Genomic DNA, 19,717 nt, shown 5'->3' with positions numbered 1-19,717 from the left:
GGCACCGGTGGCTCCATGTCTCTTGTGGGGGTTCCACCACCTTGAACAGCAACACCTTCCGCCTGGCCGCCCTCGCGGTCGCCGTCGCTCCCGTCGCCCTGCTGGCCGCCGCCCCGGCGCAGGCCGCCGACGCGACCACCACGACCACCGGCGACGGGAAGGCGAGCGCGGTCGTGCTCCGTGCCGCACTCGATGTCTCGCTCCTGAACAAGACGGTCGACGTGCCGCTCAGGGCCACGCTCAACGAGGTGAAGGCACCCGCCGACGCCAAGGAGACCGCGCTCAGCGTGCGGCTCGACGGTGTGGAGGGCGGCCGGCCGGTCAGCGTGCTCGCCGCCGACGTGGCCACCGCGAACGCGACCGTCGACAAGCACCGGGCCGAGGGCTACAGCAATGTGGTCAAGGCGCGGGTCCACGTTCCCGGACTGCCGCTGCTCTCGCTGATCGAGGTGGAGAAGGTCACCTCCAAGGCGGTCTGCGAGGTGGGCCACAAGCCGGTCGCCGAGTCGAACGTACTCGGGCACGTGTCGGTCCTCGGCAAGCGGATCGACCTCACCGCGGGCGGCACCACGCGGATCAGCGTTCCGGCTGTCGGCGAGGTGAGCCTCGACCTCTCGAAGACGCACACCACCTCGCGCACCGCCGCGGCGACCGCGCTGCGGCTGAAGGTCTCCGTCAACCCGCTCAAGCTGAACGTCGCCGATGTGCAGGGCGAGGTCACCCTCGTCGAGGCCACCTGCGAGACGCCGAAGTCGACCGGACCGGGCGACGGGGACAACGGCGGGTCGAACAGCGGAGGCGCCAACAGCGGAGGATCGACCAACGGCGGTTCGACCAACGGCGGTTCGACCAACGGAGGGTCGACCAACGGAGGGTCGAACAGCGGCGGCTCCGGCAACGGCGGTTCCACCGACGGAGGCACCTCCGGCACCGGCGGAAGCACCACCGGCTCCACCGGCGGCCACGGCGGTTCCACCACCGGCGGCGGGGTGAAGCCGCAGACCGGCACCGGCCAGGAACCCGCCGCCGGCTCGAACCTCGCGGAGACGGGCAGCAGTTCCACCACGCCGTACATCGCGGGCGGCGCGGCCGTACTGCTGGCGGCGGGCGCCGGGGCAGTGGTCGTGGCCAGGCGCCGCGCCCAGGGCTGACCTCTTCCGGAGCCCGAGCGGGGCAGCCGGTGCCGGTCGCGCACCGGCTGCCCCCTCAGCGCACCGCCGCGCCCAGCGTCTGCAGTGCCTGGTCGAAAGCCTGGAGGAAGCGGTTGGTCGTGACACGGTCGCGCACGGCCAGCCGCAGCCACTCGGGGCCGAGCCCGGGAAACGTATCTCCCCGGCGCGCCGCGAACCCCAGCATCCGCAGCCGCTCCCGCACCTCGGCGGCCCGCTCCAGCCGCACCAGGACGAACGGCCCCTCGGCCGGCCCCGCCACCCGGACCTCGGTGAACTCCATGAGCCCCGCCACCAGATGGGCCCGGTCCACCGCGATCCGCTCCGCGGCGGCGGCCGCCTCGGCCAGGGCCCGCGGCTCCATGCACGCCTCGGCGGCCGTCAGCGCCGGCGAGGACACCGGCCACAGCGGCTGGGTCTCCTCCAGCGCGCGGACGGTCCCCGGCTCGGCCAGCACGTAACCGATCCGCAGCCCCGCGAGCCCCCAGGTCTTGGTGAGGCTCCGCAGCACGACGAGCCCCGGGACGTCCGTACGCCCGCACAGCGTCTCGCGCTCGCCCGGCACCGCGTCCATGAACGCTTCGTCGACCACCAGTGTCCGGCCGGGACGTGCCAGTTGCTCCAGCACCGCCGCCGGATGCAGCACCGAGGTGGGATTGGTCGGATTGCCGACCACCACCAGATCCGCCTCCTCGGGCACCGCCGACGGATCCAGCCGGAATCCGTCCTCGGCCCGCAGCAGCACCCGCCCCACCTCGTGCCCGGCCGCGCGCAGCGCCGCCTCCGGCTCGGTGAACTGCGGATGGACCACGACCGGACGGCGGACCGGCAGTGCCCGGGCGATCAGTACGAACGCCTCCGCCGCACCCGCCGTCAGCAACACCCTCTCCACCGGCAGCCCGTGCCGTGCCGCGACCGCGGCCCGCGCCGGACGGCCGTCCGGGTAGGCGGCGAGCGAGCCCAGCGACGCGGATATCCGGTCCCTGAGCCAGGCCGGGGGAGTCCCGGCCCGTACGTTGACGGCGAGATCGGTCAGATCCCGGTACCGTCCCCGTACTTCCGCGTCACCGTGGTGCCGCAGATCGTGCGTGCCCGCGCCGGTCGCGTCGGGACTTTCCGTGGGAGTGTGCATGGCCGCCGTGGTGTGGGGGTGAGGGCCGTCGTCGGGGCGGGAGACCGGCTGTCGCGGCGGCCCTGCCCGCTCCTCGGAGTCCTGCAGAACGACTATGCGCCCGGCACCCGGCTCCACGCAACGGCCGGGACCGCTCGGCGCATCCGCCGCGTCCGCCCGCCCGCCCGGATCGCGGCGCGCCACCGCACAGGTCACCATCGGCGCCCGCCCCCGCGGGGCCGACTTCCGCTTCGGTACGAGGAGCTCACCCCCCGCCGCGAGCGCGGCGGCCTCCGCGACCGACGGCGTACCGACCGCTGCGAGCGGCGCGCCGGACGGACCGGGCACCTCGACACGGGCCAGCTCCCCGGCCGGGTACGTACGCAGTGGCACGCCGAGCGCCGCCGCGGCGGCGACGATTCCCGGCTCGTCCGCCTTGGCGTCCACGGTCACCAGCTCCGCCACGTCCAGCAGCGGGAGCCCGGCGCCGCGCAGGGTGTCCCGGACCAGGCCGAGGACCTCGTCGGCCGGTGCGCCCCTGGACGCGCCGACCCCGACGGCCAGCGGCGCGGGCCGCAACACGGTGGTTGCGTCGGCTGCTTCGGACATGGGCCGGGGTCCTTTCGGAGCGCAGGGGCGGAGGGTGCGGCGCGGTGCGCGCTGAGATGCGCGCACCGGGGCCGATCGGCTAGCAAGAGCGCATGGCGGTGTTCGTCGCGCTCGGCGCGTTCCTGATGACCCTGGCGGGCGGCTGGGTCGCCCAGCGCGTCACCGACCGCCGTCATCTGGTCCTCGGCCTCGCCGGCGGGCTGATGCTCGGAGTGGTCGGCCTGGACCTGCTGCCGGAGGCGGTCGACGCAGCGGGCGAACCCGTCTTCGGTGTCCCGGCCGCCCTCCTGCTGTTCGTCGGCGGCTTCCTCCTCGCACACCTCGTGGAGCGGCTGCTCGCCGTACGTCAGGCGGCCCACGGAGCGGGCGAGGAACGGGTGCCGCAGGTCGGGCTCACGGCGGCGGCCGCGATGGTCGGCCACAGCCTGATGGACGGCGTCGCGCTCGGCGCGGCCTTCCAGGTGGGCGCCGGGATGGGGGCCGCCGTCGCCCTCGCCGTCATCACGCACGACTTCGCCGACGGCTTCAACACGTACACGATCACCAGCCTGTACGGGAACGCCCGCCGCAAGGCCCTGTTCATGCTGTTCGCGGACGCCCTGGCGCCGCTCGTGGGCGCGGCGACGACCCTTCTGTTCACCCTTCCGGAGGAACTCCTCGGCGGCTATCTCGGCTTCTTCGGCGGCGCGCTGCTCTACCTCGCCGCCGCCGAGATCCTCCCCGAGGCGCACCACGCACACCCGGCCCGCTCCACGCTGCTGTGCACCGTGGCCGGGGTGGGCTTCATCTGGCTCGTGGTGGGCATCGCGGACTGAGCGCCGCACGCGGCTCATCCCCCGCACCGCTCGACGAACCGGCGGGCCATGCCGGGCTCCGAGGCCCAGTGCGTGTGCAGATAGCTGGCGTGTACACCGCCCTGCACGAACCCCTCGACCCGCCGCTCCGGCTGGTGCATGCCCCACGCCGGAGCGGCCCCGGCACCCGGCTCCAGCACCGTGCGGTGGAACTCGTGCCCGCGCACCCGGGTGCCCGCCGCCGCCAGCACGCTGTCGGAGACCGCCACCGCCTGCCGGTAGCCGAGCGTCAGCCGCTTCGACATCCGGGCCTCGGCGTCGAGGATCCCGCACATCGGCAGACCGTCGAGCGAACGCGCCAGATACAGCAGCCCCGCACACTCGGCGGAGACCGGGGCCCCCGACTCCGCCAGCCCGGCCACGGCCCCGCGCAGCGCCGCGTTGGCCGACAGCTCGGAGGCGTACACCTCCGGGAAGCCGCCGCCGATGACCAGCCCCCGCGTGCCCTCGGGCAGCGCCTCGTCCCGCAACGGATCGAACGGTACGACCTCGGCCCCGGCGGCGGTGAGCAGCTCGGTGTGCTCGGCGTAGGAGAAGGTGAACGCGGCGCCGGAGGCCACCGCCACGACCGGGCCCCGGCCCCCGGCGCAGGAGGACGGCGGCACGGGCCCGCCGCAGGCGCCGATCGCCTCCGCCGCGTCCCACGCCCCGCCCGGCAGCGCGGGCGCGGACCGGGCCAGCGCCATCAGCGCGTCCAGATCGCACCCCGCCACCACCTGCTCCCGCATCGCCGCGACCGCGCCCACCGCGTCGCCGCGCCGCTCGGCCACCGGCACCAGCCCCAGGTGCCGCGACGGCACCGCCACCTGCTCGGCCCGCCGCAGCACCCCCAGCACCGGCAGACCGGACTCGTCCAGCGCGTCCCGCAGCAGCGCCTCGTGCCGCTGCGAGGCCACCTTGTTCAGGATCACCCCGCCGATCCGCACCTGCGGATCCCACGAGGCGAAGCCGTGCACCAGCGCGGCCACGGAACGCGACTGCGACGACGCGTCGACGACCAGCACCACGGGCGCCCGCAGGATCTTCGCCACCTGCGCGGTCGACGCCAGTTCGCCCTGGCCCGCAGCCCCGTCGTACAGCCCCATGACGCCCTCGACCACCGCCAGGTCGCACCCCCGCGCCCCGTGCGCGAACAGCGGGGCGACCGGATCGGGGCCGCACATGTACGCGTCGAGGTTGCGCCCCGGCCGGCCCGTGGCCAGCGTGTGGTAGCCGGGGTCGATGTAGTCGGGCCCGACCTTGTGCGGGGACACGGCGAGGCCGCGCCCCGCGAAGGCCGCCATCAGCCCCGTGGCGACGGTGGTCTTGCCGCTGCCCGACGAGGGCGCGGCGATCACCAGACGAGGAACGTTCACCGCGGGTCCTTCACCATTCGATGCCCCGCTGACCCTTCTGACCGGCGTCCATCGGGTGCTTGACCTTCGACATCTCGGTCACCAGGTCCGCGGCGTCCAGCAGCTTCTGCGGTGCGTTGCGCCCGGTGACGACCACGTGCTGCGTGCCGGGACGGCTGCGCAGCACCTCGACCACCTCGTCGGTGTCGACCCATCCCCAGTGCATCGGGTATGCGAACTCGTCGAGGACGTACAGCCGGTACGTCTCGGCGGCCAGGTCGCGCTTGACCTGCTCCCAGCCCTCGCGCGCCGCCTCCTCGTTGTCCATCTGGCCGTCGCGCTGGACCCACGACCAGCCCTCGCCCATCTTGTTCCAGACGACGGACCCGCCCTCGCCGCTCGCGCCGAGGACCTTCAGCGCGTTCTCCTCGCCGACCTTCCACTTCGCTGACTTGACGAACTGGAAGACGCCGATGGGCCACCCCTGATTCCAGGCGCGCAGCGCGAGCCCGAAGGCCGCCGTCGACTTCCCCTTGCCGATGCCGGTGTGCACCATCAGCAGCGGACGGTTGCGGCGCTGACGGGTGGTGAGCCCGTCGTCGGGCACGGTGGTCGGCTGTCCCTGCGGCATTACGCGGCCCTCCTGTTGGTTTCCTGAACGTCCTTGACGAGCCCGGCGATCGAGTCGGCCCGCAACTCGTCGAGCGTGACGGCACCGCCCCCCAGAGCGTGCGCCAGGCTCCCCGCGAGGCCGAGCCGTACCGGCCCCGACTCGCAGTCCACGACGACGGACGCGACGCCCTCCGCCTCGTGCAGCCGTGCCGCCCGGGCCGCCAGCGCCACCGGCTCGGGCCCCCCGGTCGCCCGCCCGTCGGTCACCACGACCAGCAGCGGCCGCCGTGACGGATCACGCAACCGCTCCACCCGCAGCACCTCGTGGGCCTTCAGCAGCCCGGCCGCGACGGGGGTGCGCCCACCGGTCGGCAGCAGCTCCAGCCGCGCCGCCGCGGCGTCCACCGAGGACGTCGGCGGCAGCGCCACCTCGGCGTCCTTGCCCCGGAAGGTGATCAGCCCGACCTTGTCCCGGCGCTGGTACGCGTCCAGCAGCAGCGAGAGGACGGCGCCCTTCACGGCCGCCATCCGCTGCCGGGCGGCCATCGACCCGGAGGCGTCCACCACGAAGAGCACGAGATTCCCCTCGCGCCCCTCCCGGACCGACTGCCGCAGATCGTCCCGCCGGACCACCAGCCCGCGCCCCGACCGCCCCCGCGCCCGCTGGTGCGGGGCGGCGGCCTGCACGGTCGCCGTGAGATGCAGCTTGGTCAGGGCGCCCTGCGGACGCCGCGCGCCGGTCGTACGCCCGTGCTCGGTACGCGCCCGGGACCGCCGCCCCGCCGCGCCCTCGCCCAGACCGGGAACGCTCAGCATCTTCGTGCGGAACGGCTCGGCGGCGCGGACCGGCTGCTGCTCAGGGCTCCCGGATGACTGCCCCTGCCCCTGTTCCCGGCCCTGCCCGGGTACGGACGGCGCGGGCGTGTCGCCGGCCGCGTCCTCGGGCCCCGGCGGCGTGTCGGGGCCGTCGCCCCGCGGGGGCCGGCCGCCGCCACCTGGGCCGTCCGGGTCCGGGTCGTCGTCCTCGCCGCCGTTCTGCTCCAGCGTGTCGTCGAGCTTGTCCTCGTCGAGCCCCGGCGCGTCGAACGGATTGCGCCGGCGCCGGTGGGGGAGCGCGAGCAGAGCCGCCTGCCGCACGTCCTCGGCGAGCACATCCGTACGCCCCGCCCAGGCGGCCAGCGCGGTGGCCGTCCGCGCCATCACGATGTCCGCGCGCATCCCGTCGACCTCGAAGGCCGCGCAGGTGGCCGCGATCTGCCGCAACGCCGCGTCCCCGAGCCGCACTTCGGGCAGCAGCGCCCGCGCGGCGGCGATCCTCGCCCGCAGCGCGTCCTCCTCGCCGGCCCACCCGGCGGCGAACGCCGCCGGGTCGTCGTCGAAGGCGAGACGCCGTCGCACGACCTCGACCCGCTGATCGGTCTCCCGGGAGGCGGCGACCTCGACGGTCAGCCCGAAACGGTCGAGCAACTGCGGCCGCAGCTCGCCCTCTTCGGGATTCATCGTCCCGACGAGCAGGAAACGCGCCGCGTGCCGCACGGAGACACCCTCGCGTTCGACGTACGAGGCGCCCATGGCGGCCGCGTCCAGCAACAGGTCCACGAGGTGGTCGTGGAGCAGGTTGACCTCGTCGACGTAGAGGATCCCGCGATGCGCGTCGGCCAGCAGACCCGGCTCGAAGGCCTTCACGCCGTCCGCGAGCGCCCGTTCGATGTCGAGCGCCCCCACGAGCCGGTCCTCGGACGCGCCGACGGGCAGCTCGACCATCCGGGCGTCCCGCGACACACCGGCCCCCGCCTCATGGGGACCGTCGGGACACGCCGGGTCCGGCGACACGGGGTCGCAGGAGAAACGGCAGCCGGGGACGACGTCCACCTCCGGCAGCAGCGCCGAGAGCGCGCGCACGGCGGTGCTCTTCGCGGTGCCCTTCTCGCCCCGTACGAGCACGCCACCGATGTTCGGTGCGACGGAGTTGAGCAGCAGGGCGAGTTGCAGGTCCTGCTGCCCGACGACGGCGGTGAACGGGAAATGCGTGCTCACGAGGCGGTCCTTCCTGCGGGTGAATGGTCATGGAAAAGGCGGCTCCCGGCAGTGCCCCGGGTCATCGGCGGCCTCCGGGGGACGCGGGGGCTCCGGGAGCGATGAAGGGAAGCCCCGACGGCGCGCCCGACTCCAGGAGCCGCAGCAACGCGTCGGTGTCCGCGTGCTCCTCCACGAGATCGCCGAGACGGTCGAGCTGTTCCTCGCGCAGCGCCGCGAACGCGGTGTCGGGGGCGGGGACGAAGCGCCGGCCGGCGGCCCGTGCGACCTCGGTCAGGAAGCGGCGGCGGAATGCGTCGCTCTCCAGCGAACCGTGCCAGTGGGTGCCCCACACGGCGCCGACCCGGCAGCCGTCGAGGAACGGCTCGCCGCCGTGCACGTCCGCCACGCCGTGGTGGATCTCGTACCCCTCGACCGGCGCGCCGAGCGCCTCGCCGACGGGCCGGGCCAGGGTCTTCTCACGGTCGAAGCGGATGCGTACGGGGAGGAGGCCGAGGCCCTCGACCCGCCCGGCCCGCGACTCGACCTCGTCCTCGATCCGCTCGCCGAGGACCTGGAAGCCGCCGCAGATGCCGAGGACCGGCCGGCCCTCGGCCGCGCGCCGCGCCAGCGCGCCGGCGAGGCCGCGCTCGCGCAGCCAGGCCAGCGCCTTCACGGTGCCGCGGGTGCCGGGCACGACGACGAGGTCCGCGTCGGACAGCTCCTCGGCGCGGTCCACGAACCTGACGACGACGCCGGGCTCGGCGGCCAGCGCGTCCACATCGGTGAAGTTCGACATCAGCGGGACCGCGCACACCGCGACGCGCAGCACGTCCTCGCCGTGCGGCGGCGCGACCACCGATTCGCGCACGGCTCCGCGCAGCGAGACCCGCAGACCGTCCTCCTCGTCGATGCCGAGGCCGTGGGCGAAGGGCAGCACCCCGTACGTCGGCCGTCCGGTGATGTCCCGCAGCATCTCCAGGCCCGGCTCCAGCAGCGACACGTCGCCGCGGAACTTGTTGACGAGATAGCCGGCGATCAGCGACTGGTCCTCGGCGGCGAGCAGCGCCGTCGTGCCGAAGAACGAGGCGAAGACACCGCCGCGGTCGATGTCGCCGACGACCACCACCGGGAAGCGCGCCGCCCGCGCTATACCCATGTTCACGATGTCCGTGCGCCGCAGATTGATCTCGGCCGGGCTCCCCGCCCCCTCGCAGATCACCGCGTCGTACGTGCTCCGGAGCTGCTCCAGGCAGTCCACGACCGTGGAGAGCAGGGCCTGCTGCCGGCCGCCGTGGTAGCCGCGGGCGCTCATCTCGCCGACCGGCTTCCCCATCAGGACGACCTGGCTGGAGCGGTCGCTGCCGGGCTTGAGCAGGACCGGGTTCATCAGCGCGCTCGGCTCCACACGGGCCGCCTGGGCCTGCATGGCCTGGGCGCGCCCGATCTCGGCGCCCTCGCGGGTGACGAACGAGTTCAGCGACATGTTCTGCGCCTTGAAGGGCGCCACCTTCACGCCCCGGCGCACGAGCCAGCGGCAGATGCCCGCGGTGACGACGCTCTTGCCCGCGTCGGAAGTGGTTCCGGCGACCAGCAGCCCGCCGCTCATGCGCTTCTCCGTCCTGCGATACGAGGTCCCGCCGCGCGGCGGGACGTGATCCGTCGTGCGGCCAGGGCCGCGCCGAGCCGTCCCGCCACGCACACGCCGAGGGCCAGCGCGCCCACCCGGCGCGACAGCCGCACCGCGCGCTCGATGTCCGCGGTCTCCACCGCCCGGCCCGTCTCCCCGTTGAGCACGGGGCGGTGCTCGACCCGGCCGCCGTACGCGAGGGTGCCGCCGAGCCGTACGCCCAGCGCGCCCGCGAACGAGGCCTCCACCGGGCCCGCGTTGGGGCTCGGGTGCTGGGCGGCATCGGCCCGCCAGGCGCGGACCGCTCCCTGCGGCCGCCCTCCGGCGGCCACGGCGAGCAGGGCCGTGAGCCGGGCACCGGGCCAGCCCGCGAGGTCGTCGAGGCGGGCCGAGGCCCAGCCGTAGCGGCGGTGGCGGGGCGACTTGTGCCCGACCATGGCGTCGAGGGTGTTGGCGGCCCGGAAGCCGGCCAGCCCGGGGACCCCGGCCAGCGCGCCCCACACCAGGGCGCCGACCACGGCGTCCGAGGTGTTCTCCGCCACGGACTCGACCACGGCGCGGGCGATCTGCGGACCGTCCAGGGACTGCGGGTCGCGCCCGCACAGATGCGGCAGCCGCTCCCGGGCCAGGTCGATGTCACCGGCCGACAGGGCGGAGCCGATGGCCCGTGCCTCACGGCCCAGGGAGGTGCCGCCGACGACGGACCAGGTGGCGGCCGCGGTCAGCGCCACGGAGGCGGCGGGGCTGCGGCGTACGGCGCGGGCGAGCAGCGCGGCACCGCCGGCGGCGCCTCCGGCGCAGACGAGGGTGTGCAGCGTGCCCCACCCGCGGTGGTCGCGCCACAGCCGGCGCTCGACGACCGCCGCGGCCCGCCCGAAGGCGGCGACCGGGTGTCCCCGGCGGGGATCACCGAGCAGCAGATCGCCGATCAGACCGGCCGTGGCGCCGTACGCGAAGATGCGGTCGGCTCGCACGGCTCAGCCGGCCGTCGCGCCTCGGCGGACCTTCGTACAGGAGGCTCTCGGCGAGAGCACCGGGACAGCGGACGCACGGCAGCCGGGCATGGCGATATGTCCTCACTCAGGGTCCGCGCCCTGGTTCGACGTGACCGGCGACGAGAGTCTCCTGGCTCCCGGATCCGCGGTTCCCCCGGCCTTCCAGCCCGCTCGCGCGTGCCGTGACTTCCGGTGTGGGGGACCGCTCCCCGGTGACAGTGGCGGGACCGCGCCGGATTCGCACCGGCTTCCTCTGCTGTCGCCGTAATTGGCTCCGGCAGTCCACCACGCTCCGCGAACGCCCGTCAACCTGCCGTTGACCTGCGGCTGCGCAGTGTGCTGATACCCACATCGGGCCGGACACCACAGGTGTCCGGCCCGACGGGGGAGCGTGCGCGGGGTGGTTCAGGCGACGATCAGATAGATGCCGTACGCGACGGCCGCCGCGCACAGCGTGAAGCAGACGTACGCGCCGGCGCGGGCCAGCAGCACCGAGCCGCCGGAGCCGCCCTGCGCCGCCGGTTCCGGCTGCTTGGAGAGGCCGACGATGCCCAGGGTGAAGAGGCCCACCAGCGCGACGGTGACGACGAGGGAGACGCCGAATACGGAGCCGAGGGCTGCCCAGTCGATGTTCATGCTGAATCCTTAGACGGCCGGGTCAGACGGTGGCGGGTCGCGCCGGGTCCTGGGTGGTTCCGGCCGGGGCCGGAATGGTGGTCATGAGGTTCTGGGCCGTTGCCTGGGCCGCGGTGGGCGGCGGGCTGACGGCGGCGATGGCCGTGGTTATGACGCCCACCGGCTCGGCTTCCGCCGGGGCGACGTCGCCGTGGCCGACCGGCTTGCGCCGCGACACCAGCCAGATCGCACCGGATCCCGCGACCAGCAGCGCCGCGACGACCACGACGCCCCAGGTGCCCTGCTTGGTGAGGAGTTCCGCGCCCGCACCGACCAGACCGGCGGCCGGCAGCGTCAGACCCCAGGCGACGAACATCCGGGTGGCGGTGGACCAGCGGACCACCCCGCCCTGGCGGCCGAGGCCCGCGCCCATCACGGCGCCGGAGCAGGACTGGGTGGTGGAGAGGGAGAAGCCGAGGTGCGAGGAGGCCAGGATGACGGTGGCCGCGCTGGTCTGGGCGGCGAAGCCCTGCGGCGGCTTGAGGTCGGTGAGGCCGCTGCCCATGGTGCGGATGATCCGCCAGCCGCCCAGGTAGGTACCGAGCGCGATGGCCGTACCGGCGCAGACGATGACCCAGACCGGCGGGTTGGCGCCCGGGTGCAGGACGCCGCCGGTGACCAGGGCCAGGGTGATGATGCCCATGGTCTTCTGCGCGTCGTTGGTGCCGTGGGCGAGGGAGACCAGCCCGGCCGAGGCGATCTGGCCGGCCCGGTACCCCTTGGCGGTGGCCTTCTCCTGGGCGTCGTTGCGGACCTTTCCGCCGATCCGGTACGTCAGCCTGGTGGCCAGCAGCGCGGCCAGACCGGCGACGATCGGGGCGGCGAGGGCGGGGAGCAGCACCTTGGTGACGACGGTGCCGCCGTTGACGGACGACCAGCCCGCGGACATCACGGCGGCGCCGATCAGACCGCCGAACAGGGCGTGCGAGGAGCTGGACGGCAGTCCGACCAGCCAGGTCAGCAGATTCCACAGAATGGCGCCGACGAGTGCCGCGAAGATGACTTCTGTTCGCAGCCCGTCCTCGTTGATGATCCCGCCGGAGATCGTCTTGGCGACCTCCACCGACAGGAACGCGCCGACGAGATTGAGAACGGCGGACATGGCCACCGCTGTCTTCGGTCTGAGTGCACCGGTCGAGATGGTGGTCGCCATCGCGTTCGCGGTGTCGTGGAAACCGTTCGTGAAATCGAACACTAGAGCTGTCACGATCACAATCGCGAGTAGCAGCGTGATGTGTTCCATTTACCCAGGCAATCGTTCGGCGTCATTGGCATGTGGACCGTAGGCAACCTGGGTGAACGGAAGATGAACTGGGCGGGGCGCTGGGGTGTTCCAAACCGGAGCGAAGGCATTCCGCTTGTGCTCGACGCGGGCGTGGCCCGGCTTTCCGGCGTGGTGCGGCTGTGGCCGATCGCATACCCGTTCGTCCGCGGGGCTGACAGGATCGGCGCATGAGCGATCAGCAGCGGAACGCGATCGAACGTGCCTGGGACGGTGTCGTCGCCACCGCCCGCAGGACGGCGGCCGAGGGCCTCGTCGTCGGGACCTCGGGAAACGTCTCGGCACGGGTCGGCGACACGATCCTGGTCACACCGAGCGGAGTGCCGTACGACCGGCTGGGCCCCCAGGACGCCGTCGGCGTCGATCCGGAGGGCAACCGTGTACTCGGTTCACTGGCCCCGACCAGCGAACTGCCACTCCACCTCGCCGTCTACCGGAACACCGACGCGGCCGCCGTCGTGCACACCCACGCCGTGCACGCCACCGCTGTTTCCACGCTGGTGCCCGAGGTCCCGTCGGTCCACTACGCCGCCGCCATACTGGGCGGCCCCGTCCGCGTCGCGGCCTACGCGCGCTACGGCACTGCCGAACTGGCCGAGAACATGCTCGCCGCCCTGCGCGACCGCACGGGCTGCCTTCTCCAGAACCACGGAACCGTCACCTACGGAGCCACCCTGGACCAGGCGTACGACCGGACCGCCCAGCTGGAATGGCTCTGCCGGCTCTGGCTCGCCGCGAGCTCCGTGCCCGGGCTCACCCCGAACCTGCTCTCGCCGGAGCAGCTGAGCGATGTGCGGGAGGCGTTCAAGGGGTACGGACAGCCGGGCGGGCCCGGCCCCGCCCACCGGACGGGCTAAGGCCTGTGGCGGGGGCCCGCACCCCCCGTGACACTGAAGCCGTGCGCCCGGCAACAGTCACGGCAGCAGCCGTCACCACGATCCTCGGCGTCGGTGCGGCAGCGGTCGCGGCCGGCCGGCTGGCCAGCGACGCGGTCCTCGGAGCGCCGTCCGGGCGGCCGCTCCCCGCCGACCGCAGACTCACCGTGCACGCCACGGCGGCCGGGCAGGTCACCCTGACCCGCTCCCTCACCGCCCTGCGGCCCGGCACGTACGGACTGGTCGGCAAGGGCGTCCACGCGGTGGTCGGCCCGGTGATCGAGCACGCCCACCACGCCCCCGACACCGTCGTACGCAGACTGGAGCGCGTCGACCACGGCAGCCTGGACACCGGCGCCAAGGTCCGCGTCACCCCGCAACTGCACAGCGGCGACCCGTCCTCGGCGCTCGGCCTCCACCACCAGGAGGTCGAGATCCCCGGCGAACTCGGTGCCCTGCCCGCCTGGTTCCTCCCCGGCCCGCGCGACACCTGGGTCATCACCGTGCACGGCCTCGGGACCACCAGGGAACACCCCATGAACGTCATGAGGTTCCTGCACGGCCAGCGCCTGCCCGTGCTCGACCCGGCCTACCGGGGCGACGCCGGAGCCCCGCGTTCCCCCGACGGCCTCGCCCATCTCGGCGAATCCGAGTGGCGCGACCTGGACGCGGCGATCCGCTTCGCCGTGCGTTACGGAGCCGAGAAGGTCGTCCTGCACGGCTGGTCCACCGGCGCCTCGATGGCGCTGCACGCGGCCGTCAACTCCGCGCTGCGCGACCGGATCTGCGGCCTCGTCCTGGACTCCCCGGTACTGGACTGGGCCACCACCCTGCGCGCCCTGGCCGTCGCCCGCGGCGTCCCGCCCGCACTGCTGCCGCTCGCCGTCCGCGCCGCCCAGGGGCAGACCGGACTGCACGGCGCCCGACTGCTGGACGGCTCCCTCGCACCGGCACTGCGCGTCCCGACCCTGATCTTCCACGGCCCCGACGACCGGCTCGCCCCCTGGCAGCCGTCCCGCGATCTGGCGGCCCGACGCCCGGACCTGATCGCCCTGCACGCCGTACCGCAGGCTCCGCACGGGGCGATGTGGAATGCCGACCCGGACCACTACGAAGAGGTCCTGCGCCGCTTCCTGACGCCCCTGATGTGAGGTGATGCGCGGGTTCGGCCGTTTGGTCCCGGGCCCCGTCCACCGGCCCCTCCACCGGGAATTCGGGTTCCGTTTGGGCTTTCGGGCCGTCAGGGGCAAGACTGCTCCCGTGACGTCCCGTAACCCGCGCGACTCCAGGCTGCGACTTGTCCGCCCGCGACCCCTTGCCACCGCTCGCAAGGCCGTGACCACCCGGCGCACCAGGCCGGCCCCCCGCCCTCCGGAGGGCACCCCGCCCCGGTCGGAACTGGCCCGGCAGGCCAGGACGGCCCTCGCCGACGCCGTACGGATCGCCCGCTGGGCAGCCGACGGCGCGATCCCCGGCGCACCACCGCTCGCCGCCCAGGCCCTCCAACGGGCCGCGGCAGTTCTGGAATTGTCCCCGGCCCAGGTGCGCTCCGGCTGGGACCGGGCCAGGCTCGCCGGCCTCGTCGAACTGCACGGCGACACCGCGCGCCCCGGCTGGCGGCTGCGCGCCTGGGACCGCGACGACTCCGCCGTGCTCCGCGGCTGGGTGGCGCTCTTCGACGCCTGGTCGCTCGTCCACCCGGCGCCCGCGGACATCGAGTCCACGGCGGTCGCCGAGGCCGTCGAGGCGGTGCCGCAGGTCCTCTCCCTCCTCCAGCTCTCGGCCGGCCCGGTCACCGTGCCCGCTCTGCTGGACCTGCTCGGCCAGCGCGTCGCGGAACTCCGCGAGGAGCGCTGCGAAGTGCCCTACGGCCCCCCGCCGCTGCCCGCACCCGCCGAATCCGCACCCGCCCCGCACCCCGCCGCCCTGGTGGCGCAGCTGCTGGACTGGGCCCTGGAAGGGCTGGCCGCCGTCGGCGCGCTCACCCTCGGCGCCGGACACGCCACCCTCACCCCGCTCGGCAACTGGGCGGTCTGGGTCAAGCTGGAACAGATCTGCGTCGCGGCCCAGAGCCCGGCCGGGAACATCGAGCAGTCCGCCGCCGACATGCTGCTCGGCTGCGCCCGGCTCACCCCCGGCCCGGCCCGCGACGAATACCGGGCCTGGCTGGCCGCCCGCCCCGTCGGCAGTGCCGTCGCCGAACTCCTCGCCGTCGCCCGCGGCGAGGACGCGCTCCTGCGGGGGCTCGCCTTCGAGGCGCTCCGGGTCGTCGGCGCCCCCGCCGAGCCCGAGGTGCGCTCCGTGGTCGCCGACCCCTCGCTGCGCCCCTACGCGCTGCTCTGGCTGGCCGAGTACGACGGAGCCGACCCCGAGGACGCCCAGGACGTCCTGAGCCGGGAGGAGGCCACCTGGCTCTGGGTCGACACCGCGGCGGCCGTCGCCGACCACGGCGAGACCGGGCTGCTGGTCCGCCATCTCGACTCGGCCGTCCAGGGCACGGTGCCCGCCCTGCTGGACGAGGTACGGGCCGTGGGCCATCCGCGCACCGTGCAGGTGCTGGTGGCCCTGGCCGCAGCGCACCCGGACCCCGCGCTGGCCAAGGCGGTGCGCCGGGCCGCGTTCCAGGTGCACACCGGCGGCGCCTGACACCCCGAGCCGGACGGGCCCCGCCCCGGGCCCGTCCGGGCGTCAGTCCGCCGACCCCGGCGCGTACGTACCGAAGCTCCACACATTGCCCTCGGCGTCCCGTGCCATGTAGTCGCGTGAGCCGTAGTCCTGGTCGGTGGGCGGCATCAGGATCTCCACCCCGTGCTCCACGGCCCTGGCATGGTGCGCGTCGACCTCGTCGACCACGACGTAGACCCCGGCGGGACCGGCGTCCCGCATCGCCTTGGCGAAGACGCCGTCACGGCCCTTGGAGCCCAGCATCACCCTGCCGTTCCCGCAGGACAGCTCGGCGTGCAGCACCTGGCCGCCCTCGCCCTCGTACACCGCTTCCTGGGTGAAGCCGAGGCCCTCCGTCAGCGTCCTGATCGCGGCCCTCGCGTCGTCGTACAGAATCGTCGGATAGACCGTCGGAACGCCGGCCGGTGCGCCTGCCATGGCGCTCACCCCTTTTCGTGCTTCCGTGACCTGCTTCTGTGATCTGCGTCTCAGTCTTCCATCGGCCACCGACAACGGCCCGGCACGGCTCCGGGGCCGGGGTCAGCGGAAGGTGTTGCAGTCGGCCATGTCGCCGCTGCGGAAGCCGGTGGTGAACCACTGTCGGCGTTGCGCGGCCGAGCCGTGCGTCCAGGACTCCGGGGTGACCCGGCCCTGGAACTTCTCCTGGATCCGGTCGTCGCCGACCGCGGCCGCCGCGTCGAGCCCGTCCCGGATGTCCGCCCGCGTCAGCGAGGTGATCAGCGGACGCCCGGTCGATTCGTCGGGGGTGGTCGTGGCGTGATGCGCCCAGACCCCGGCGTAGCAGTCCGCCTGGAGCTCCACCCGGACCGCGTTGCTGTTCGCGCCGGTCCCGCCGTCCCGGGACCGGTCCAGCGTTCCCATCAGGTCCTGCACATGGTGTCCGTACTCATGGGCGACGACATAGGCCTGGGCGAACGGGCCGCCGCTGGAGCCGAACTTCGTCCGCAGCTCGTCGAAGAACCCCAGGTCCAGATAGACCTGCCGGTCGCCCGGGCAGTAGAAGGGCCCTACCGCCGAGGTCGCGGCGCCGCACGCGGTGTTGATCCGGTCGCTGAACAGGACCGTGCGCGAAGGCGTGTATGTGCCCCGGCGCCGCTGGAACTCCTGCTTCCAGAAGTCCTGCACGCTGTTGACCACCGCCACGGTCCGGCAGTCCTCCCTGGTGTTCGCGTCCTGCCCGGTCCGGCAGGACTGCTCCACCTGTGCCGCCGACGACGCGGTCGCCGTCGTGTCCGGGCCGCCGGACGAGAGGCCGAGCTGATCGGGGCCGACGCCGAAGAGCAGCCCCAGGATCAGCGCGATGATGCCGGCGATGCCGCCGCCCACGGTGGCCCTGCCGCCCGGGATCCGGCTGCCGCGCGCATCCTTGACCTCGGACGTGTCCAGGTCGGCGTCGTCGTCGAACTGCATGGGCCACCACCCTCCGCTCCGGCCGTGGTGGTCCCACCGCCTGCGCACCTCAGCCGAGTATCGGCCGGTTCACACGCCCATGCCTTTTCTGATCGCGCGGTGGAGTGGGGCGGCGACGCGCGGCGACCGTCCGGCAGGTGTCATCGGCGCACGCGGAAAAGCAGTTGCACACCGCCAGTAGAATGGCCCGCATGGCAATTCTCCTTGTGCATTAGCGGCGTCGAGACACCTCCGCCCTCGTCCCGTCAGCCGTCCGACCCGCCCTGGAGTTTTACCGTGATCACCGCTTCCGGCATCGAGCTGCGTGCCGGCGCCCGCATCCTCATCGAGTCTGCTTCCTTCCGTATCGCCAAGGGCGACCGCATCGGCCTCGTCGGCCGCAACGGAGCGGGCAAGACCACGCTCACCAAGTGCCTGGCCGGCGAGGGCAACCCCGTCGGCGGCACCATCACCCGCTCCGGCGAGGTGGGCTACCTCCCGCAGGACCCCCGCACCGGCGACCTCGACGTGCTGGCCCGCGACCGCATCCTCTCCGCCCGCGGCCTCGACGAGATCCTGCGCAAGATGCGGGAGAACGAGGAGCGGATGGCGAACGGCAAGGGCGCCACCCGCGAGAAGGCGATGAAGAAGTACGAGCGCCTGGAGACGGAGTTCCTCACCAAGGGCGGATACGCCGCCGAGGCGGAGGCCGCCACCATCGCCGCCGCGCTCAGCCTGCCCGACCGCGTGCTCGGCCAGCCCCTCCATACGCTCTCCGGCGGTCAGCGCCGCCGCGTCGAGCTGGCCCGGATCCTCTTCTCGGACGCCGACATCCTGCTGCTCGACGAGCCGACCAACCACCTCGACGCCGACTCGATCGTCTGGCTGCGCGACTACCTCAAGACCTACCGCGGCGGCTTCATCGTGATCTCCCACGACGTCGAGCTCGTCGAGACCGTCGTCAACAAGGTCTTCTACCTCGACGCCAACCGCGCGCAGATCGACATCTACAACATGGGCTGGAAGCTCTACCAGCAGCAGCGCGAGGCCGACGAGAAGCGCCGCAAGCGCGAGCGGCAGAACGCCGAGAAGAAGGCCGCGGCCCTCAACTCGCAGGCCGACAAGATGCGCGCGAAGGCCACCAAGACCGTCGCCGCGCAGAACATGGCCAAGCGCGCCGAGCGGCTGCTCTCCGGCCTGGAGGCCGTCCGGGTCTCCGACAAGGTCGCCAAGCTCCGCTTCCCCGAGCCCTCGCCGTGCGGCAAGACCCCCCTGATGGCGGAGGGGCTGTCCAAGTCGTACGGCTCGCTCGAAATCTTCACCGATGTGGACCTCGCCATCGACAAGGGCTCCCGGGTCGTCATCCTCGGCCTCAACGGCGCGGGCAAGACCACGCTGCTGCGGCTCCTCGGCGGTGCCGAGAAGCCCGACACCGGCGAGGTGATCGAGGGCCACGGCCTCAAGCTCGGCTACTACGCCCAGGAGCACGAGACCCTCGATCCGGACCGCTCCGTCCTGGAGAACATGCGCTCCGCGGCGCCCGACCTCGATCTCGTCGAGGTCCGCAAGACGCTGGGCTCCTTCCTCTTCTCCGGCGACGACGTCGACAAGCCCGCCGGTGTCCTCTCCGGCGGTGAGAAGACCCGTCTCGCGCTGGCGACCCTGGTGGTCTCCTCCGCCAATGTGCTGCTCCTGGACGAGCCGACGAACAACCTCGACCCGGCCAGCCGTGAGGAGATCCTCGGTGCGCTGCGCACGTACAAGGGCGCCGTCGTCCTCGTCACGCACGACGAGGGAGCGGTCGAGGCGCTCCAGCCGGAGCGCATCATCCTGCTGCCGGACGGTGTCGAGGACCTGTGGGGCGCGGACTACCAGGACCTGGTCGCACTGGCCTGATCCCACCCCGCTCTCCGAATGATCCACTCCGTCTGGATCATTCGGCCTACGCGTGATCCATCATCTGTGTGAGTACGTCTCGTACTCCGGCGCGGCGCCCGGCAGATACCTGCCGGGCGCACCCATTCGGGGGCCGCGATCCCCGTGTGGCCCTGACCTGCCCGTTCTTCCCGGGCCCTGTCCCGCCCGCCGCCGAGGCCCCACGGAATGCGGAATTCCGGTCGTGTGGCCCCCTTCTCCGGCCGGGAATCGGGTTGCACGGACCTTGCCGAATGGGTGGCCAGGAAGGCGCCGAGGGGTGATCATGAGAGTCCAGAGCGCACTTCCCATGAGGAGGCACGGGTGGCCGAGACTCTGAAGAAGGGCAGCCGGGTTACCGGCGCCGCGCGCGACAAGCTCGCGGCAGACCTGAAGAAGAAGTACGACTCCGGTGCGAGCATCCGGGCGTTGGCCGAAGAGACCGGCCGCTCCTATGGATTCGTCCACCGGATGCTCAGCGAGTCCGGAGTCACGCTGCGGGGACGCGGCGGAGCGACACGGGGCAAGAAGGCCGCCACGGCCTGACGCCCCAGGCGGTCGGGGCAG

General features: G+C 73.4%; 17 protein-coding genes and 1 riboswitch. Of the genes, 7 read left to right on the top strand and 10 right to left on the bottom strand.

The window, feature by feature from the left end; genetic code table 11:
- Positions 1-41 precede the first annotated feature (41 nt).
- Positions 42-1,151 carry an SCO1860 family LAETG-anchored protein gene (locus AB0D53_RS10800; protein ID WP_362443212.1) on the top strand — a complete coding sequence of 370 codons (1,110 nt, stop codon included), beginning with the start codon at positions 42-44 and terminating at the stop codon, positions 1,149-1,151.
- Positions 1,152-1,206: 55 nt separating this feature from the next.
- Here the strand turns inward: AB0D53_RS10800 and cobC are convergent, their stop codons facing one another.
- Positions 1,207-2,889: an Rv2231c family pyridoxal phosphate-dependent protein CobC gene (cobC, locus tag AB0D53_RS10795; RefSeq protein ID WP_362443209.1), complete on the bottom strand. Its 1,683-nt coding sequence runs from the start codon at positions 2,887-2,889 to the stop codon at positions 1,207-1,209.
- A gap of 92 nt (positions 2,890-2,981) precedes the next feature.
- Here cobC and AB0D53_RS10790 point away from each other — a divergent pair, with 92 nt between their 5' ends.
- Entirely contained in the window at positions 2,982-3,704 is a 723-nt protein-coding gene (locus AB0D53_RS10790; protein WP_362443206.1) for a ZIP family metal transporter, read from the top strand.
- A 14-nt stretch (positions 3,705-3,718) separates the two neighbouring features.
- Here the strand turns inward: AB0D53_RS10790 and AB0D53_RS10785 are convergent, their stop codons facing one another.
- The 7 genes from AB0D53_RS10785 to AB0D53_RS10755 form a co-directional block, all read right to left on the bottom strand.
- Positions 3,719-5,098, bottom strand: a complete 1,380-nt coding sequence (locus tag AB0D53_RS10785; RefSeq protein WP_362443203.1) for a cobyrinate a,c-diamide synthase — start codon at positions 5,096-5,098, stop codon at positions 3,719-3,721.
- Between the two features lie 10 nt (positions 5,099-5,108).
- Positions 5,109-5,708, bottom strand: coding sequence for a cob(I)yrinic acid a,c-diamide adenosyltransferase (gene cobO / locus AB0D53_RS10780; protein WP_362443200.1), 600 nt, complete (start codon positions 5,706-5,708; stop codon positions 5,109-5,111).
- Positions 5,708-7,726, bottom strand: coding sequence for a putative cobaltochelatase (locus tag AB0D53_RS10775; RefSeq protein WP_362443197.1), 2,019 nt, complete (start codon positions 7,724-7,726; stop codon positions 5,708-5,710). Before AB0D53_RS10775 ends, cobO begins: the two co-directional genes overlap by 1 nt.
- Positions 7,727-7,787: 61 nt before the next feature.
- Positions 7,788-9,314 (bottom strand): cobyric acid synthase, encoded by a 1,527-nt coding sequence (locus AB0D53_RS10770; protein WP_362443194.1) that lies wholly within the window; start codon positions 9,312-9,314, stop codon positions 7,788-7,790.
- A complete protein-coding gene (locus tag AB0D53_RS10765; protein ID WP_362443191.1) occupies positions 9,311-10,309 on the bottom strand; it encodes a cobalamin biosynthesis protein in 999 nt (332 codons plus the stop codon). The genes AB0D53_RS10770 and AB0D53_RS10765 overlap by 4 nt, the downstream gene beginning before the upstream one ends.
- A 144-nt stretch (positions 10,310-10,453) precedes the next feature.
- Positions 10,454-10,585, bottom strand: a riboswitch (cobalamin riboswitch).
- Positions 10,586-10,735: 150 nt separating this feature from the next.
- A complete protein-coding gene (locus AB0D53_RS10760) occupies positions 10,736-10,966 on the bottom strand; it encodes a hypothetical protein (protein ID WP_329816790.1) in 231 nt (76 codons plus the stop codon).
- A 22-nt stretch (positions 10,967-10,988) separates the two neighbouring features.
- Complete coding sequence (locus tag AB0D53_RS10755; RefSeq protein WP_362443188.1) at positions 10,989-12,248, bottom strand: inorganic phosphate transporter; 1,260 nt, start codon at positions 12,246-12,248, stop codon at positions 10,989-10,991.
- A 209-nt stretch (positions 12,249-12,457) separates the two neighbouring features.
- Here AB0D53_RS10755 and AB0D53_RS10750 point away from each other — a divergent pair, with 209 nt between their 5' ends.
- The 3 genes from AB0D53_RS10750 to AB0D53_RS10740 all read left to right on the top strand — a co-directional run bounded on the left by AB0D53_RS10750 (position 12,458) and on the right by AB0D53_RS10740 (position 15,808).
- The gene (locus AB0D53_RS10750) at positions 12,458-13,144 is read left to right on the top strand and encodes a class II aldolase/adducin family protein (protein ID WP_362443185.1); all 687 of its coding nucleotides are present in this window, start codon (positions 12,458-12,460) and stop codon (positions 13,142-13,144) included.
- A 41-nt stretch (positions 13,145-13,185) separates the two neighbouring features.
- Positions 13,186-14,313: a hypothetical protein gene (locus AB0D53_RS10745; protein WP_362443182.1), complete on the top strand. Its 1,128-nt coding sequence runs from the start codon at positions 13,186-13,188 to the stop codon at positions 14,311-14,313.
- A 184-nt stretch (positions 14,314-14,497) separates the two neighbouring features.
- Positions 14,498-15,808, top strand: coding sequence for a hypothetical protein (locus AB0D53_RS10740; protein WP_362443924.1), 1,311 nt, complete (start codon positions 14,498-14,500; stop codon positions 15,806-15,808).
- A gap of 42 nt (positions 15,809-15,850) precedes the next feature.
- Here the strand turns inward: AB0D53_RS10740 and AB0D53_RS10735 are convergent, their stop codons facing one another.
- Together AB0D53_RS10735 and AB0D53_RS10730 are read right to left on the bottom strand one after the other, a co-directional pair.
- On the bottom strand, positions 15,851-16,264 hold the full coding sequence (locus AB0D53_RS10735) for a VOC family protein (protein WP_329816785.1): 414 nt from the start codon (positions 16,262-16,264) through the stop codon (positions 15,851-15,853).
- 102 nt (positions 16,265-16,366) lie between these two features.
- Positions 16,367-17,257, bottom strand: coding sequence for a neutral zinc metallopeptidase (locus AB0D53_RS10730; protein ID WP_362443177.1), 891 nt, complete (start codon positions 17,255-17,257; stop codon positions 16,367-16,369).
- 276 nt (positions 17,258-17,533) lie between these two features.
- Between AB0D53_RS10730 and AB0D53_RS10725 the strand changes: the two genes are divergently transcribed.
- Both AB0D53_RS10725 and AB0D53_RS10720 read left to right on the top strand, forming a co-directional pair.
- Complete coding sequence (locus tag AB0D53_RS10725; RefSeq protein WP_362443174.1) at positions 17,534-19,132, top strand: ABC-F family ATP-binding cassette domain-containing protein; 1,599 nt, start codon at positions 17,534-17,536, stop codon at positions 19,130-19,132.
- A gap of 342 nt (positions 19,133-19,474) precedes the next feature.
- Complete coding sequence (locus AB0D53_RS10720; RefSeq protein WP_018518904.1) at positions 19,475-19,696, top strand: helix-turn-helix domain-containing protein; 222 nt, start codon at positions 19,475-19,477, stop codon at positions 19,694-19,696.
- Positions 19,697-19,717: the final 21 nt, after the last annotated feature.

This window comes from Streptomyces sp. NPDC048295, assembly GCF_040652135.1.
Classification (GTDB): Bacteria; Actinomycetota; Actinomycetes; order Streptomycetales; family Streptomycetaceae; genus Streptomyces.
This window is presented reverse-complemented; position numbering and strand designations above follow the sequence as displayed.

Excerpts from the sequence above, each read along its gene's own strand:
- AB0D53_RS10750 (WP_362443185.1), top strand. The coding sequence starts at position 12,458 with ATGAGCGATCAGCAGCGGAACGCGATCGAACGTGCCTGGGACGGTGTC.
- AB0D53_RS10770 (WP_362443194.1), bottom strand. The coding sequence starts at position 9,314 with ATGAGCGGCGGGCTGCTGGTCGCCGGAACCACTTCCGACGCGGGCAAG.
- AB0D53_RS10730 (WP_362443177.1), bottom strand. The coding sequence starts at position 17,257 with ATGCAGTTCGACGACGACGCCGACCTGGACACGTCCGAGGTCAAGGAT.
- AB0D53_RS10760 (WP_329816790.1), bottom strand. The coding sequence starts at position 10,966 with ATGAACATCGACTGGGCAGCCCTCGGCTCCGTATTCGGCGTCTCCCTC.
- AB0D53_RS10735 (WP_329816785.1), bottom strand. The coding sequence starts at position 16,264 with ATGGCAGGCGCACCGGCCGGCGTTCCGACGGTCTATCCGACGATTCTG.
- AB0D53_RS10790 (WP_362443206.1), top strand. The coding sequence starts at position 2,982 with ATGGCGGTGTTCGTCGCGCTCGGCGCGTTCCTGATGACCCTGGCGGGC.
- cobO (WP_362443200.1), bottom strand. The coding sequence starts at position 5,708 with ATGCCGCAGGGACAGCCGACCACCGTGCCCGACGACGGGCTCACCACC.
- cobC (WP_362443209.1), bottom strand. The coding sequence starts at position 2,889 with ATGTCCGAAGCAGCCGACGCAACCACCGTGTTGCGGCCCGCGCCGCTG.
- AB0D53_RS10755 (WP_362443188.1), bottom strand. The coding sequence starts at position 12,248 with ATGGAACACATCACGCTGCTACTCGCGATTGTGATCGTGACAGCTCTA.